This is a genomic window from Halocynthiibacter styelae (assembly GCF_016123485.1).
GTDB classification, from domain to species: domain Bacteria; phylum Pseudomonadota; class Alphaproteobacteria; order Rhodobacterales; family Rhodobacteraceae; genus Halocynthiibacter; species Halocynthiibacter styelae.
The window spans coordinates 333,690-350,109 of record NZ_JADCKQ010000002.1; the positions used below are offsets into that span (position 1 = coordinate 333,690).

General features: G+C 56.9%; 16 protein-coding genes and 1 riboswitch. Of the genes, 7 read left to right on the forward strand and 9 right to left on the reverse strand.

The features are described 5' to 3' along the window. The 5 genes from H1D41_RS03865 to H1D41_RS03885 are packed head-to-tail and all read right to left on the reverse strand — an operon-like array spanning position 1 to position 6,479. Entirely contained in the window at positions 1-636 is a 636-nt protein-coding gene (locus H1D41_RS03865) for a precorrin-8X methylmutase (RefSeq protein ID WP_228847671.1), read from the reverse strand. Continuing rightward, positions 633-1,796 carry a precorrin-3B synthase gene (gene cobG, locus H1D41_RS03870; RefSeq protein ID WP_228847672.1) on the reverse strand — a complete coding sequence of 388 codons (1,164 nt, stop codon included), beginning with the start codon at positions 1,794-1,796 and terminating at the stop codon, positions 633-635. The genes H1D41_RS03865 and cobG overlap by 4 nt, the downstream gene beginning before the upstream one ends. Further along, entirely contained in the window at positions 1,793-5,056 is a 3,264-nt protein-coding gene (gene cobN / locus H1D41_RS03875; protein WP_228847673.1) for a cobaltochelatase subunit CobN, read from the reverse strand. Before cobN ends, cobG begins: the two co-directional genes overlap by 4 nt. A gap of 21 nt (positions 5,057-5,077) precedes the next feature. Then, entirely contained in the window at positions 5,078-6,112 is a 1,035-nt protein-coding gene (cobW, locus tag H1D41_RS03880) for a cobalamin biosynthesis protein CobW (RefSeq protein WP_228847674.1), read from the reverse strand. Further along, positions 6,105-6,479: a DUF1636 family protein gene (locus H1D41_RS03885; RefSeq protein WP_228847675.1), complete on the reverse strand. Its 375-nt coding sequence runs from the start codon at positions 6,477-6,479 to the stop codon at positions 6,105-6,107. Before H1D41_RS03885 ends, cobW begins: the two co-directional genes overlap by 8 nt. An 87-nt stretch (positions 6,480-6,566) precedes the next feature. Further along, positions 6,567-6,778, reverse strand: a riboswitch (cobalamin riboswitch). A gap of 54 nt (positions 6,779-6,832) precedes the next feature. Between H1D41_RS03885 and cobO the strand changes: the two genes are divergently transcribed. Then, positions 6,833-7,453, forward strand: a complete 621-nt coding sequence (gene cobO / locus H1D41_RS03890) for a cob(I)yrinic acid a,c-diamide adenosyltransferase (protein WP_107495487.1) — start codon at positions 6,833-6,835, stop codon at positions 7,451-7,453. A 21-nt stretch (positions 7,454-7,474) separates the two neighbouring features. Beyond that, positions 7,475-8,923: a cobyric acid synthase gene (locus H1D41_RS03895; protein ID WP_228847676.1), complete on the forward strand. Its 1,449-nt coding sequence runs from the start codon at positions 7,475-7,477 to the stop codon at positions 8,921-8,923. Here H1D41_RS03895 and H1D41_RS03900 read toward each other — a convergent pair. The 4 genes from H1D41_RS03900 to H1D41_RS03915 form a co-directional block, all read right to left on the reverse strand. Then, positions 8,903-9,724: a propanediol utilization protein gene (locus H1D41_RS03900; protein WP_228847677.1), complete on the reverse strand. Its 822-nt coding sequence runs from the start codon at positions 9,722-9,724 to the stop codon at positions 8,903-8,905. The two genes, H1D41_RS03895 and H1D41_RS03900, sit on opposite strands and share 21 nt — an antisense overlap. A 375-nt stretch (positions 9,725-10,099) precedes the next feature. Beyond that, positions 10,100-10,486: a carboxymuconolactone decarboxylase family protein gene (locus H1D41_RS03905; protein WP_228847678.1), complete on the reverse strand. Its 387-nt coding sequence runs from the start codon at positions 10,484-10,486 to the stop codon at positions 10,100-10,102. An 11-nt stretch (positions 10,487-10,497) separates the two neighbouring features. Beyond that, the gene (locus tag H1D41_RS03910) at positions 10,498-10,785 is read right to left on the reverse strand and encodes a DUF1330 domain-containing protein (protein ID WP_228847679.1); all 288 of its coding nucleotides are present in this window, start codon (positions 10,783-10,785) and stop codon (positions 10,498-10,500) included. Position 10,786: 1 nt separating this feature from the next. Further along, the gene (locus H1D41_RS03915) at positions 10,787-11,470 is read right to left on the reverse strand and encodes a GntR family transcriptional regulator (protein WP_228847680.1); all 684 of its coding nucleotides are present in this window, start codon (positions 11,468-11,470) and stop codon (positions 10,787-10,789) included. Between the two features lie 105 nt (positions 11,471-11,575). On the opposite strand from H1D41_RS03915, the gene H1D41_RS03920 reads away from it, so the two are divergent. The 5 genes from H1D41_RS03920 to H1D41_RS03940 are packed head-to-tail and all read left to right on the forward strand — an operon-like array spanning position 11,576 to position 16,398. Continuing rightward, a complete protein-coding gene (locus tag H1D41_RS03920) occupies positions 11,576-12,178 on the forward strand; it encodes an amino acid synthesis family protein (protein ID WP_107495404.1) in 603 nt (200 codons plus the stop codon). Further along, positions 12,150-12,962: an alpha/beta fold hydrolase gene (locus H1D41_RS03925; RefSeq protein ID WP_228847681.1), complete on the forward strand. Its 813-nt coding sequence runs from the start codon at positions 12,150-12,152 to the stop codon at positions 12,960-12,962. Before H1D41_RS03920 ends, H1D41_RS03925 begins: the two co-directional genes overlap by 29 nt. After that, the gene (locus H1D41_RS03930; protein ID WP_228847682.1) at positions 12,955-13,872 is read left to right on the forward strand and encodes a flavin reductase family protein; all 918 of its coding nucleotides are present in this window, start codon (positions 12,955-12,957) and stop codon (positions 13,870-13,872) included. The genes H1D41_RS03925 and H1D41_RS03930 overlap by 8 nt, the downstream gene beginning before the upstream one ends. 4 nt (positions 13,873-13,876) lie before the next feature. After that, entirely contained in the window at positions 13,877-14,914 is a 1,038-nt protein-coding gene (locus H1D41_RS03935; RefSeq protein WP_228847683.1) for an LLM class flavin-dependent oxidoreductase, read from the forward strand. Positions 14,915-14,934: 20 nt separating this feature from the next. Further along, positions 14,935-16,398: an aldehyde dehydrogenase gene (locus H1D41_RS03940; protein ID WP_228847684.1), complete on the forward strand. Its 1,464-nt coding sequence runs from the start codon at positions 14,935-14,937 to the stop codon at positions 16,396-16,398. Positions 16,399-16,420: the final 22 nt, after the last annotated feature.

Consider the following 16,420-nt stretch of genomic DNA (forward strand, 5'->3'; position numbering starts at 1 on the left):
TTATTCTTTCCAGCTTGCAAGCGCATTCACAGCAGCAACCGTGATAGCAGAGCCACCCAGGCGGCCCTTCACGATCATGGATGGCACCGGCAGATCTTCCATCAACGCGTCTTTGCTTTCCATCGCCCCGACAAAGCCAACCGGGCAGCCAATGATCGCCGCGGGGCGTGGGCAAGATGGGTCTTTCAGCATGTTCAGCAGGTGAAACAACGCTGTCGGCGCATTGCCGATCGCCACCACGGAACCTTCCAGCTTATCACGCCATAGTTCCAGCGCGGCAGCCGAACGGGTATTCCCCATCTCTTTCGCCATGCCTGGCACACGTTCATCACGCAGGGTGCAGATCACTTCATTATTCGCGGCCAGACGCGGGCGGGTGATGCCCTCTGACACCATATATGCGTCACAAAGGATCGGCGCGCCAGCCGCAAGTGCCGCACGGGCAGCTTTCGCCATCCCGTCTGAGAAAACAACATGTTCCTCAAGACCAACCATGCCAGCGGCGTGGATCATGCGGACCGCGACCACTTCTTCATCTTTGGTAAAACGGCCAAGATTGGCTTCTCGGCGGATGGTGGCAAAGCTTTCGTCATAGATTGCCTGGCCATTGGTTTCATATGTATGGAACTCGGTCATTTTGAGGGTCCTTGAAAGATAAACTTCGGGTCAGCCGCAATCTGTGCAGATGTCAGCTGCGCAAGCGGGCTGGTGTTGATGTCATGGTGCAGATCAAAACCTGCAGTGGTGGCTGTCAGTGTAACGTCATAACGCCCCGAAGCCGCGCACCCTTTGGCACAACCCGTGATATGCAGGGATTTATTCCCCGGCAATGCAGGCGCAATCTGATCCGCCAGCAGACGGGTTTTACCCAGCGCCTGCGGACATTTCGGAGCACCCGGACAGGCCGCAATGCGCAGACGGGCATCATTCGGGTCGGTAATCAGCCCGTCACTTGCGGCTGGCAATGTCACCGCTTGGCCGGGCGCAAAGAAAGCACGCCAGGGCGTCATAATCACACCAGGTACCAGCGCGGATAGCACACGCAGATCACCGGATGTAATCTGACCGTAAGCACAAGCGATCAAAGTGCCGCCCTCAATTGTGCCAGCAGCGGGTATCACCTGCTGTGGGCGCGGCATTTCATTGCCTCTGAATGGCTTCGGTAAAATGTCCGGCTGACGCGCCAGCAGCTTATGCATCCGGCCCCGGCCATTTTCCACGCCATGCGCTGCAAACCATTCCGCGAGCACGATCATATCTTTGATCACTGTTTCACAGGAGGTAATAGCTCCTGTGAAACAGTGATCCGCCCGCAGGATCATCTGGCCAGCTTCGTTCAGTTCAACACGAATATCGGCTGACACATCGCCTAGAACCGCCTCCGGACCGGTATCAATCGCAAAGCCAAACTTGCCGGGCAGATCCGGAAAATCCGACAGCGCCGCAGTCAGATCACGCGCCAGATCACGGGGAGCATCGCCGCCAAAAGGTGTGATCGCGATGTTGCGTTTGGTTTCAACCGATACATCCGCGTCAATCACGCCAAGGCCGCGCAGCCCATCAATCAGGGCGGGGTGATCTTCTGCGGTCACTCCCCGGATCTGCAGGTTCGCGCGTTGTGTCACATCCAGAATACCATTGCCAAAGCGATCCGACAGATCGGCAATCGCGGCCATCTGCGCGTCATCAAGCTGCCCGCAGACCGCCCGCACACGCACCACCAGCCCGTCACCGGACATCATCGGGCGCAAAGCCCCGGGGCACCAGCCCTGAATGATGGGATCAGGGGCACTCATGACAGGGCCTCCAGATCTGCATAAATGGAATTGCGGCGCGATTTCCACAGGCCCACCTCAAGCAGCGCATTGAAACGGTCCTTCATCGCCTGCAGGGCTTCGGGATTTTCTGCCTCAAGGAAGTTCAGAACCTCTTCCCGACCCAGAGTCGCCTCAAAATACTGGTCAAACAGATGGCCCGGCACCGTGTCTGACAAATGCTGAAACGCCGCCATCTGATCCAGTGTTGCGGCAATTTCCGCCCCGCCCCGGAAACCATGCCGCATCATGCCATCCGCCCAGGCGGGATTGGCAGCGCGGGCACGGACAACGCGGGCGATTTCTTCGGTGAGGGTGCGGGCGCGTGGATCGTCCACCCGCGTGCTGTCCAGATGATAAAGCGCCGGGGCGTCTTTTCCCAAGGATTTCAGCGCTGCATAAACACCGGCTTCATGGCCGACGTAATCAGGGGCCAGAAGAACATCGGTTTCCGCCAGATCCTGCACATGCACGAAAGCATCCACATTGTTCAGCTGCGCTTCAAGCGCAGCGCGGTTCTGGGTCACCGATCCATCCTGACCGATCGCCCATTCCGACGCTTTCAGCCAGGCCTCACCCGCCATCTGACGCGCTTCATCCGTGTAATCATCCAGATACTGCTCCAACTCCAGGCCATAGGATCCGGGCTTCGGACCAAAAACCCGGGGCGCAGTTTCCCCCTCAAGCGCCAGGTAGGGGTTGAAATCTGCTGCTTCATCACGCGCAGCAAGGGCTTTCACCGCTTGTTCGAACATTCCGGCAAGCCCCGGGAAAATATCGCGAAACAGGCCAGAAACCCGCAGTGTCACATCAATGCGCGGACGGCCCAGCATGGCAAGTGGTTCAACGACGAAACCCGATACACGTTCAGATCCGTCATCCCATTCCGGCGAGATCCCGGCAAGATGCAGCGCCATGGCAAACTCTTCCCCGGCGGTACGCATGGTAGCGGACCCCCAGAGATCCACGACCAGTCCACGGGGATAATCGCCCTCTTCCTGCAAGTGACGACGTACCAACTCTTCCGCCATTTTCACGCCCTGCGCATGGCCCGCACGGGTGGGCACAGAACGCGGATCAGTGGTAAACAGGTTACGCCCGGTCGGACGAATGTCCTGGCGGCCACGATAAGGCGAACCAGAGGGGCCCGCATCAATACGCTGGCCAGCAAGCCCTTTGATCAGGCCGGCTATTTCATCAGCGCCATGATCCCCGGCCCCGTAAATATGCAGCCCATCGCCATATTGGCTTTCTTTGATATCACAGACAAAACGGTCAATCCGTGTCATTGCCTCGGCGGCAGAAGCATCGGCAGCAAGGCCAAGATCAGACGCCACGCCAGAGGTATGCGCTTCATCCACGATGGTACCAATCAGACGAGTCCGCCGGGCGGGGTCCAGCCCTTCGGCGGTGGAATATTCATCCAGAAGCTGTTCCAGGCGGATCAGGCTTTGCGGCGTTTCCGATTGCGCCATGGGCGGGGGCATATGGCCAAGAGTCACGCCGCCAATACGGCGTTTGGCCTGGGCAGCTTCGCCGGGGTCATTGACGATGAAGGGATAGAAAACCGGGGTATTCCCGGCCAGTGCATCCGGCCAGCATTCGCCAGACAGGGCCACGGATTTTCCAGGCAGCCATTCCAGTGTGCCGTGGGCGCCCATATGCACGATTGCATCGGTCTGACGGGTCTGAAGCCAAAGGTAAAACGCCACATAGCCATGGCGCGGCACACGGGACAAATCGTGGTAATCATCTTCCCGCGCCGCGCGTTCACCCCGTTCTGGTTGCAGGGCTACGGTTGCCTGGCCAAGCTGCAACGCCTGGAAATGGAATGCGCCCTCACGCACAGCAGGATCATCTGCGGGATCCCCCCAGGCTTCCTGCAGTTTCTCCTGAAGGATCAGGGGCAGCGATTGCAAGGCGGTCTGATAATCGCTGAGCGTGAAAGACAAAGCGCCTTCCAGCAGATCATCAGACGCGAAATCGGTCTCAACACCGTATCCTTCATCCGCTAAGGCCTGCAAAATGCCCTTTGTCGAGGCCAGCGCATCCAGCCCAACCGCATGGGCCATCTGCCAGGACTTTCCTGGATAAGTCGACAGGATAATCGCCAGGTTCTTATCCGTATTCGCAGCGGTTTTCAGACGATAATGCCCGAGGATTTTTGCAACGGCTGCTTCTAGCAGATCGGCATCCGTCGTATGTACAAAGCGACTGTATTGCAAATCGGGATCACGCCCTTCAGGTGCTTTAAAGCTGATCACGCCCGCAAGCAGCCGCCCATCCACTTCGGGCAGAACCACATGCATGGCAAGGTCAGCCGGGGACAACCCGCGTTCGGCCTCAAGCCAGTCGCGACGGCGGGCCGTAGAAAGAGACACCTGGAACACAGGCACGCCTGGTGCATCCAGAACCGAGGCACTGCCATCCTGTTGACGGGCCGAGAAGGCCGTTGCATTGACGATCAGCGCAGGCGGGTGACTTTGCAGGAGTGTAGGCAGGTTTTCAGTCGCTGCCGGATGTTTCAGAGATGGTGCGAACACCCCGTAAGCCGCAAAGCCTTTATCCTGGAAGAATCGGATCAGATCATCCACGGGGGCCGTGTCTGCTGAGGTCAGGTAGCTGCGATAAAAGCTGACCCAGACCAGTGGTTTTTCAGACGCTTCAGGGGCCTCTATCACACCCTGATCAGGATCATAGACCCCGAAACGCGGCATGGTTTTACGTCCCGGAACCGGAGCGGCATACAACCCCGCAGAAAGGGCCAGTTGTGCAAGTGCTGCGCGTGCGGCAACTGCACCACCTTCATCGCAAAGACGCCCAAGCCGGCGCAGGGTTGCGACAGGCAGGGTGGACAGCGCATCAAGCTGTGTATCTTCACGCCCATCCGCGGGAAGCACGGCCAGGGCAATCCCCTGACGGCGCGCCAGATCCTGCAGCTGCGCCATGCCGTAAGCCCAGTATTGCTGCCCGCCGATCAGACGCACGAGCACCGCTTTTGCACCGCTCAGGGTCTGTTCCACATAGGTATCAACCGACAGCGGATGCTTCAGCGCAACAAGGTTGGCAAGTCGCAGCGAAGGCAGTTCCGCGCCCTGTGCTTTTGCCTGCTGCCAGCCCGCTTTGAATGCACCAAGGTCACTGTCAGAAAAAGACAGCACAACAAGTTCCGCAGGATCCTGTTTCAGATCCTGCGGTGTGTCATCTTCTAAACCCTGGCTGTCGCGAAATACGACGTGCATATGCAGACCCTCCGGCGGGTTTTACGCGCCAAATACCGCGCGGATCGCGGCCTCATTGATGTCATCATGCTCAGCAATCACAACCATCTGCCCTTCGCGTGGATTCACACCCCAGGGCTGGTCAAATTGCGTGCGAACACGGGCGGATACGGCCTGCACCAGCAGACGCATTGGCTTGCCTTTGACTGCAGCATAGCCTTTGACCCGCAGGATATTCTGTTCACGTGCCAGGGTTTCGATCTGGGCTGTGATGGCTTCCGGGGATTCAATTTCCGGGATATCGATGATGATAGATTCAAAATCATCATGTTCGTGATCATGGTGACCATCGTGATGGGACGGACGTGCTTCCAGATCATCTTCGGCACCGGCTTCAAGACCCAGGATCACTTTCGGATCGATCTTTCCATCTGTCACAGGCAGCATCGGGATCTTGCGCGGGGTTTCTGCCGCAATGATCTCTTTCGCTTTTTCCATCTGCTCGGCTGTGGCCAGATCGGCCTTTGACAGCAGAACCAGGTCAGCACAGGCGATCTGATCTTCAAAGACTTCAGACAGTGGCGTTTCGTGATCGAGGCCCTCATCAGCTTCACGCTGTGCATCGACGGCTGCCACATCCGGGGCAAAGCGGCCGTCGGCAACAGCTTCGGCATCTGCCACGGCAATCACACCATCCACGGTGATTTTGGATTTGATTGCAGGCCAGTTGAACGCCAGCAAAAGTGGCTTTGGCAGGGCCAGACCAGAGGTTTCGATCAGAATGTGATCCGGGGGTGTTTCCAGCGCCATCAGACCTTCGATGGTTGGAATGAAGTCATCCGCAACGGTGCAGCAGATACAGCCATTGGCCAGTTCAACAATATTTTCCGCCGGACAGTTATCATCGGCGCAGCCTTTGAGGATTTCACCATCAATGCCAAGCGTGCCAAATTCATTCACCACCACTGCCAGGCGTGTGTTGCCAGCATTGCGGATCAGGTGATGGACCAGTGTGGTTTTGCCGGAACCAAGAAAGCCGGTGATTACGGTGACGGGGATTTTCTTCAGATCATTCATCGTCTGCTCCAAAAGCGGGAATACGGGAAAGCGTGTGTTTCTTGAAGGTCGTGGATCGTTCACGCCAGGGGATGATGCCATCTTCTGTGGCGGCATAAGCAGCGGCACCTTCAAGGATGTCTGCGGCATGTTCATCGGCATTCAGACGGCCATAAACATAAGTCCATTTTCCGGGCTGGGCGAGCGCAACGGCTGAACCGCTGGAACAGGCGGAAAGGCATTTCACGCCTTTAATCTCGACTCCTTCAGGTGCCTCAGCAGCCGTCAGGCGTTCATACAGGATTTCGCCCGGACGTTTTTCGTCTTCAAGTGCTTCCTGCCCGGCACGGCAGGTTGTGCACACGTAAAGTGTTGCCTTCGTCGTCATTCGTCAGACCCCTCCCGGCTCTGGTTTTGCTAAGGGGGGAACGCTGAAAGGATATCCATCCTTGCAGACAGCGACACTCCCCGTTCGCTTTGCATATCATGTCTGGCAGGTCTCCCGGCTTACGGCTTCGGGCCAGGCCCGGCGGGTAAGATCCTTCCCGGCAATTGCCAGTGGAGATTACCCTGATCCGATCACGGTCGCGGGGGCGGCTTCGCTTGGGCACAATCAAATGTCGCTTGCGCCTGTCGTATTCCCTCTTCGTCTGTATTACTACAGACACCAGAATCCCCGTTTACGGGAAAAAAACCAGTGCAGCAAGCTGCGAAACCGACACCCGGGAGGCATATCCGACCATGACAGACGTAACTCCGGAAGAAGCTGAACGCCATGCAAAGAAGATGGCAAAGAAGAAAGCTGCACGTGACAAGATCATGGCAACGAAAGACGGCGAAAAAGGCCTGATTATCGTCAACACGGGGCCGGGCAAGGGCAAATCCTCTGCTGGTTTTGGGATGATCTTCCGCCATATCGCCCACGGCATGCCCTGTGCGGTTGTGCAATTCATCAAAGGCAACACCCAGACCGGTGAACGCATGCTGATTGAGGAAAATTTCTCAAAGCTGTGCCAGTTTCACACCATGGGCGAAGGCTTCACCTGGGAAACCCAGGACAAAGAACGCGATATCGCGGCCGCAAAACGCGCCTGGGAAAAAGCGAAAGAGCTGATCCTGGACCCTGAAATTTCCATGGTTCTGCTGGATGAGATCAACATCGCCATGCGCTATGATTATATCGATGTGGAAGACGTCGTAGCCTTCCTGCGCGATCACAAACCGGAAATGACCCATGTCGTTCTGACCGGGCGCAATGCGAAGGAACCTCTGCTGGAAATCTCTGATCTGGCAACAGAAATGGGACAGATCAAACACCCGTTCCGCGCCGGTATCAAGGCCCAGAAGGGCGTTGAATTCTAAGATCTCACAGGCGGGCAGGATATGACAAAGGCACTGATGATCCAGGGCACCGGTTCCAACGTGGGGAAATCCATGCTGGTGGCCGGGCTGTGCCGGGCTGCCGTAAGGCGCGGGCTGAATGTCCGCCCGTTTAAGCCACAGAATATGTCAAATAACGCTGCTGTGGTGGCTGGTGGCAATGGTGAAATCGGCCGCGCTCAAGCCTTGCAAGCTCTGGCTTGTGGCGTGCCGGCGCATGTGGATATGAACCCGATCCTGCTGAAACCAGAAAGCGATCAGGGCGCTGCGGTCATTGTGAATGGCCAACATCTGACCACCTGTCGTGCCCGCGATTACGCCCGGTTAAAGCCGGATCTGATGCAGGCGGTTCTGAACAGTTTTGACCGCCTGAAATCAGAATGCGACCTTGTGATCATTGAAGGTGCAGGTTCCCCGGCTGAGGTCAATCTGCGTGCCAATGACATCGCGAATATGGGCTTTGCCTGTGCCGCAGATGTCCCCGTGATCCTGGCTGGCGACATCGACCGTGGTGGCGTCATTGCCCAGATGGTCGGCACTCAGGCTGTGTTGGATGCAGGAGACGAAGCCCAGGTTGCCGGCTTCATGATCAATAAATTCCGCGGCGATCCCCGGCTGTTTGACGATGGCTATCAGATGATCTGCGACAAAACCGGCTGGGCTGGTTTCGGGGTTCTGCCCTGGTTTGACAAAGCTGGCTTTCTGCCTGCTGAGGATGCGCTTGATCTGCGGGGCAATGGTGATACTGACGGCTTTCATGTTGTCTGCCTGGGACTGTCCCGTATTGCGAATTTCGACGACCTTGATCCGATTGGCATGGAAGACGGCGTACGCCTGACCATCCTGAAGGCGGGCACGGCCCTGCCTGTGGATACAGATCTTGTGATCATCCCCGGCACAAAATCCACCCGCCAGGATCTGACCTTTCTGCGCGCGCAGGGTTGGGATGTTGATATTCAGGCCCATGTGCGCCGGGGTGGTCATGTGCTGGGCATTTGTGGCGGCTATCAGATGTTGGGCACTGAAATTGACGATCCTCACGGCATCGAAGGCCCGGCAGGCAGCAGCCCCGGACTTGGGCTTCTGAATGTAAAAACCGTGATGTCACCTGAGAAAACCCTGACACAGGTTACCGCCCGACACCAGGCATCAGGCAGTGAAATGACCGGGTATGAAATTCATATCGGGGAAACCGATGGCCCCGACCGTGACCGTGCCTTTGCAAATATCGGCAATACGTCTGAAGGCGCGGCCTCAGAAAACGGGCGTATCTGCGGCACCTATCTGCACGGGTTGTTCGCAGCGGACGAATTCCGCAAGACCTGGTTATCTGGCTTTGGTGTGGCCTCGGAAATGAACTATGGCACAAGGGTTGAGGAAACGCTCGATGCGCTTGCTGCACATATGGAAGAACACCTGGATCTGGACGGGTTATTCGCCTGTGCGCGGTGACCCGCCAAAACGGAAATCCACAAGGCGCTGGAAACCCTGCGCGCTGAGATGATCCCTAAGCGCCTCCGCATCCACCTCTGCCGCAGGGTCAAAGATCAGCCCCCGTGCAGATCCCGTATGTGCAATAATCGCCCCCATCGCGCCATGCGTCTGAGCAAGGTCAAAGATCGGATCTTCTCCTGTGCCACGCAGTGCAAAATTGCGCTGCGCTGACTCTGTGCTGATATGCGCGATGTCCTGCAATGTGTCGGCCGTCCGCCACAAAGGCAGCAAATCCGATATATCTGCAAATTCCGCATCCTGTGCGTCGGTCCGTATCGGAGCCCCGTAAAATCCACCGATCACACGGCCTTCCGGCAAAGACGCGCGTGCCTCAACGATCTCTGCGTCCCGGGATGCCCAGAGCATCTTCTCCGCCCCGTCAAACATCAGAGGATCAACAGCACCTTCGCAATCCAGGCAAATCCTGGCGACCTCGCCGGCTGACAGATCTGGGCAATGTTGCTTCAACACAGCAACCCGCGTCGCCGTAGATGCCCCTGCCCCGCCACCTGCAGGCATATCAAGACGGAACGCATGCCGCCCCACCGGATCAAAATCCGAACGATCGGCCAACTCTGTAAAATCAGCTTCTGACAGGACAGGCTCAGCAACAAATGACAGGCTCAGTGCAGCTGCGCGCTTATATTCCAGCGCTACCTTCAGGGCGGGACAAGGCAGAGAAGTCAGCACAACGCGGCCATCCACCACCCCCTGCAGCAGCTCTCCGAAATGACCATCAACTGTGATTATGCCCGCCATGCATGCCCTCGCGACTGTCACGCAAGCAGGCCTCATTGCCAGTCTTTTCCAGGTCTGTTTGCCTGGAGAAATTTGCGCTGACTCGCGATACCCTGCCTGAAAAGGCAAATTCAACAAAAATTTCACACACAGATCAACCACCTCCCACTGATCTGCCTTTCCTCACCCGCAGACCAGCGGTGATGAAACCGCCACCACTCCTGGTATTCCTGTGGTTCGCTTCCGCCTGATGATCTTTGTCACCGGGCCGGTTAATTCCGGAAACCCACCTTTCCTGGTTGCTGACCCCAGGAAAGGCCGGGGTTTGGTCACAAGACTGCATCAGATGCAAACACGTTTGCTAAAACCGGGGGCCATTTCCCCCGGAAGCTGTCATTAACTCGGTGCAAGCAGATCCCGTTCTTCCAGAACTTTGCGGGCGATGCGGAAACATTCGACGCCCTGGGGCACGCCGCAGTAAATCGCGATCACGTGGATGGCCGCGCGGATTTCTTCCATGGTGCAGCCATTGGTGATCGCGCCGTTCAGGTGCAATTCCCATTCGTGCATTTTGCCCAACGCGCCGATCATCGACAGGTTCATGAGCGACCGTGTTTTGACGTCAATTGCTTCGTCACCCCAGCCAAAGCCCCAGCACCATTCTGTCATGGCTTCCTGAAAAGGGCGGTTGAATTCATCTGCGGCGGCGAGGTTCTTTTCCACGTATTCTGCGCCCAGTGTTGCTTTGCGTTTGGCGAGGCCTTTTTCGAATGTGTCGGTCATGGGATGTCCTTTCAGTCCAGCGCTTCGATCAGCGCGATATCTGCTGTGCAGGCCTTTGCGCGTTCCGCGCGGGCTTTGCGATATGTTTCAGAGGCGTAGCAGGCGCGGGCGGCGTCCATATCGGGGAATTCAATGATCACGCGGCGTTCCCACGCATTCCCTTCCAGAGTTTCCGCATCACCACGAGCCAGAAAGCGCGCGCCGAATTGTTCGAAGGCTGCGGGCGCAATCGCCTGATAGCCTTTATAGGCGTCCGGGTCGGTGACGGTGACATTGGCGATCCAATAGGCTTTGGGCATCTCAGCTGCTTTCTTCTTCGGCCAGCACACGTTCAGCGATGGTGGCGGTGTCTTTCAGGTGGGCGTGTACGGCGGCCTGGGCGGCGTCGGCATCGCCAGAGGTAATGGCATCACAGATCGCCTGCATATGCGAAGGGCCAGGTTTCGCGCGATCAGATGTGGCAAGGGTCAGCATGCGAAGGCGGCTGATGCGGCCATTCAGACGTTGCACGATATCCCATGCCACGTGATGACCGGCGCCTTCAAAGATCTCGGAGTAGAAATCAGCGGTGGCGCGGAACAAAGCACCCGGGGTTTTATCGGAAAACCCTTGTTTCAGGTGGGTCAGAGCGGCCTGCAGGGATTGTGCGCGTTCTGGCGTGATTTGGGCCGCACAGGTGCGGGCGGCAGCGGTTTCCAGCATACGGCGGATCTCGTAAATCTGGCGCGCGTCTTCCCAATTCATCAATGCAACAATCGGGCCGCGGCCAGGCAGGATTTCCACCAGACCTTCGGCCTCAAGGTAACGGATGGTTTCGCGAATGACCGTGCGGCTGACGCCCAGCTGTTCGCATAAGGGACGTTCCACCAGACGGTCTCCGGGCTTGAAATGCCCTTCTATTATGGCTTCGCGCATACGTTCCTGAACCATGTCACGCAGGGTCGCAGGCGGGTGTTTGATCTTTGAAAGTACTGTTTTGTCCATGCTGCGGGAATAGCAGTGCTATGCGCCAGGAGCAAGGCGGGATTGACATATGGTCATATGGTATACCATAAGACACTCAACGAATCGAAACTGTAAGGTGCCGCTATGCCCGCTGAAATCCGCAAAACCCTGCTCCATGTTGAAAACACCCTGATTGAAGGTGGTAAGGTTGCTGAAACCCCTTTGAAGATGATTGCTGCGATTGCTGTGATCACGAACCCATGGGCGGGGAAGGGCTTTGTCGAAGACCTGAAACCGGGCATTCTGGATTGCGCACCGGGCCTTGGATCGCTGCTGACGGATATGATCCTGGACGTGACCGGTGGCGGTGACAAAGTTGAAGGTTACGGCAAATCCGCGATTGTCGGTGTGAATGGCGAGGTTGAGCACGGCTCTGCCCTGATCCACACGCTGCAGTTCGGGAATTTCTATCGCAATGCCGTTGGCGCGAAATCTTACCTGTCATTCACCAACACCCGTGGTCCTGCGAATGCATCCCTCCAAATCCCGCTGATGGATAAGAACGATGGCGGCAAACGCAGCCACTACCTGACCATCCAGACACAGATCGCGGATGCCCCTGCACCGGATGAGATCGTGATCGCCCTCGGCGCATCTATCGGTGGCCGTCCGCATCACCGTATTGGTGACCGTTATCAGGATCTGAAGGAACTGGGTCATGACGTTGACAACCCTGCAGCTGTCTGAGCCATACGGCAAAGCCGCTGTCCACACGTCGGGCGAAGGCGACCCTGTGGTCTTAATCCACGGGGTCGGCATGCAATCCGCGGCCTGGGCGCCGCAGGTGGAATTCCTGTCGAAAACCCACCGCGTGTTTGCAATTGATATGCCCGGCCATGGCGGCAGTGATGCCCTGCCAACCGGTGCGCAATTGCCTGAATTTGTCGCCTGGCTGCATGCGGTTCTGACAGCGCTGAACGTCGGGCCCGTGAACCTTGCAGGGCATTCCATGGGCGCACTTGTGTCGGGTGGTTACGCGATTTCGCACCCGGATATGGTGGCACGTGTCGCGCTTTTGAACGGTGTGTATCGCCGTTCTGATGCCGCCCGTGCAGCTGTTGTGGCCCGTGCGGATGAAATCAGCCAGGGCAGTTTTGATCTCGAAACACCGCTGACCCGCTGGTTTGGTGACAGTGATACGGACAAAGCCGCCTGTGCGCTGGTGTCTGGCTGGCTGTCCGGCGTGAACCCGGATGGGTATGCCACGGCATACGGCGCATTTGCACGCGGCGATGCGACTTATGCGGATCGTTTTGAGGACATCACATGTCCGCTTTTGGCGATGACCGGGGATGGGGATCTGAATTCCAGCCCTGAGATGTCCGACGCCATGGCGAAAGTTGCCCCAAAGGGGCGCGCGGTCATCATCAAAGATCACCGCCATATGGTCAACCTGACCGCCCCGGATCAGGTGAACGACATATTGAAAGACTGGCTGAACACCCCTGTAAGCGGAGGACAAAATGACTGATATCGATCCACGCGCCCTGCGCAATGCCTTTGGTGCCTTCATGACAGGTGTGACTGTTGTGACCACCCACGACAAAGACGGCAACCCTTTGGGATTTACGGCAAATTCCTTCACCTCTGTGTCGCTTGAGCCGCCTCTGGTGTTGGTTTGTCTTGCCAATTCGTCCCGCAATTACGACGCGTTTAACGATGCGGATGGTTTTGCAGTGAACATTCTGGCGGAAGACCAGAAAGAAGTGTCCAACACATTTGCGCGTCCCGTGGATGATCGCTTTGCCGCCGTTGAGTGGAAAAACGGCCCACAGGGATCGCCAGTGTTTGAAGGTGTATCCGCCTGGTTTGACTGTTCCATGTTCAACCGCGTGGAAGCCGGGGATCACCTGATCCTGATCGGCGAAGTCAAAGCGTTTGAGAACAACACACATCCCGGCCTTGGCTATGCGCGAGGTGCATATGTCACCCCTGCGGCAGAGGTCGAAGCCCTCAGCAACAGTGCAAACCTGATGGTTTCCGCGCTGATCGAATATGAAGGTAAGATTTTGCTGGCGGGCAATGACGCTGGCAAGCTGGCCCTGCCTGAGATGAAAGTCGGGAAAGAAGGGGCGACCGAGACCCTGAAACGTCTGATCGCCGCCTCCGGCGTCACGGCGGAGCCCGGATTTATCTATTCCGTTTACGAAGATGAAGCGCGCGAAACGCAACATATCTCATTTCTGTGTCAGGCCAGCGGTGATGCCGCCAGCCAGGGCATGTTCACTGAGCTGACTGAGACAACCCTGATGGATATCGCAGACCCCGTAGTGTGCACGATGCTGGAACGGTTCGCACAGGAAAGCCAGATGGGCAATTTTGGGGTATACTATGGAAACCAGGTCAGTGGCGAAGTGCGCCCGCTGACATCAGGGAGCTAAAGACATGAAATTCTCGCTTTTCGCACATATGGAGCGTATTTCGCCCGATCAGGATCAGAAACAGCTGTATGATGAATTCATCGAGCTGTGCAAAATCGCCGATGAAGGCGGGATGCATGCGGTCTGGACCGGTGAACACCACGGTATGAACTTTACCATCGCGCCCAACCCGATGCTGAACCTGATCGACATTGCGCGTCACACGAAAAATGTGCGTCTTGGCACCGGCACTGTGATCGCGCCGTTCTGGCATCCGATCCGTCTGGCGGGCGAAGCCGCGATGACCGATATCATCACCGAAGGTCGCCTGGAGCTGGGCATTGCGCGCGGGGCTTATTCTTTTGAATATGAACGCCTTATGCCGGGTATGGACGCCTGGGAAGCGGGTCAGCGTATGCGTGAATTGGTGCCTGTTGTGCAGGGGCTTTGGAAGGGTGACTATGAACATGATGGCGAATTCCATCAGTTCCCGAAAACCACCTCTGCACCGCAGCCGGTACAGAAAGATGGCCCGCCGATCTGGATCGCCGCGCGTGATCCGAACAGCCATGAGTTCGCGGTTTCAAACGGCTGCAACGTCCAGGTGACGCCGCTGTGGAATGGCGATGGCGAGATCGAAAGCCTGATGAGCAAGTTCAACGACGCTTGTGAAAAGTTTTCAGATCAGCCGCGTCCGAAAATCATGCTGCTGCAACACACTTATGTGGCCGACAGCGATGACGATGCCAAGGTTGGCGCAGTGGAACTGAACCGTTTCTATTGTTATTTCGGTGCGTGGTTCATGAACAAACGTGAGATCTCACAGGGCCTGATTGATCCGCTGTCTGATGAAGAAATCGCAGCGCATCCGTTCTATACGCCCGAGGCGATGGAACGGGATCTGGTGATTGGAACGCCTGAAACGGTGATTGATCGCCTGAAAAAATACGAATCTTTGGGCTATGATGAATATGCCTTCTGGATCGACAGTTCCATGAGCTTTGAGCGCAAGAAAGCGTCCTTGGAACGCTTTATCAACGACGTAATGCCAGCCTTTCAATAAGGCAGATGAGGGAGCGGAAAATGCAGATTTTTCAGCAATATATCGGCGGTGAATTTTCAGACGGCAGCACGCAGTTTGAAAGCCTTGATCCGGCCACGGGCCAGCCCTGGGCAAAAATGGCAGAAGCCGGTGTTGCCGATGTGAACGCCGCCGTCGATGCTGCGGAAGACGCGTTTTTCGCACCTGACTGGGCAGATATGACAGCAACGGCGCGGGGGAAACTTTTGTCACGCCTTGCGGATCTGGTGGCTGAAAACGCCCCACGCCTGGCGGAAATCGAAACCCGTGATACGGGCAAGATCATCCGCGAAACCAGTGCACAGATTGCCTATGTGGCGGAATATTTCCGTTACTTCGCCGGGCTTGCAGATAAGATCGAAGGGGCACATCTGCCAATTGACAAACCCGATATGGAAGTCTGGCTGCGCCGTGAACCCGTTGGCGTGATCGCAGCGATTGTACCCTGGAATTCGCAACTGTTCCTCTCTGCCGTTAAAATCGGTCCAGCCCTGGCTGCGGGCTGTACTGTGGTTCTGAAAGCCTCGGAAGAAGCGCCTGCACCGATGCTGGAATTCGCAAAGATCTTTGATCAGGCGGGTTTCCCGAAAGGTGTTCTGAACGTGATTACCGGCGGGCCAGAAGCAGGTGCCGCCCTGACCAGCCACGCAAGCGTCGACCATGTCGCATTCACCGGCGGGCCGGAAACTGCGCGCCATATTGTGCGGAATTCTGCGGAAAACCTGGCATCTACTTCACTGGAACTGGGCGGGAAGTCCCCCTTCATTGTCTTTGACGATGCTGACATCGAAAGCGCCGTAAACGCCCAGGTGTCTGGTATTTTCGCCGCCACTGGCCAAAGCTGTGTTGCTGGTTCCCGTCTGCTGGTTCAGGCCTCGATCAAGGATAAGTTCCTCGCGCGTCTTAAGGAAAAAGCCGAAGCAGTGGTGATTGGCGCGCCGGATGACATGGCGACCGAGGTTGGCCCGCTTTGCACGTTGCGTCAGCGTGAAAATGCACAAGATCTGATTGCGCGTTCGGTTGAAACGGGCGCAACACTGGTCACCGGGGGCGCAGCGATCGACCGTGATGGTTTCTTTTTCCCTCCGACCATTCTGGATTGCTCCGACGCCCCTGACGCCCCAAGTCTGAGCAACGAATTCTTTGGCCCGGTCTTGTCTGTTGTCACCTTTGAAGACGAAGCGGAAGCTGTGCGTCTGGCCAATGATACGGAATTTGGGCTGGCGTCCGGTGTGTTCACCCAAAGCCTGACCCGCGCCCATCGCATGATCCGCCGCATTCGGTCCGGCATTGTCTGGGTCAACACGTATCGCGCCGTCAGTCCAATCGCACCTTTTGGCGGGCACGGTCTGTCGGGGCATGGGCGTGAAGGCGGTCTGCAAGCGGTGCTGGACTACACCAAAATCAAAACCGTCTGGCTGCGCACCAGCGATGATCCGATCCCGGATCCATTCGTTATGCGCTGAGTAAATTCACCAGTTTCAAAGT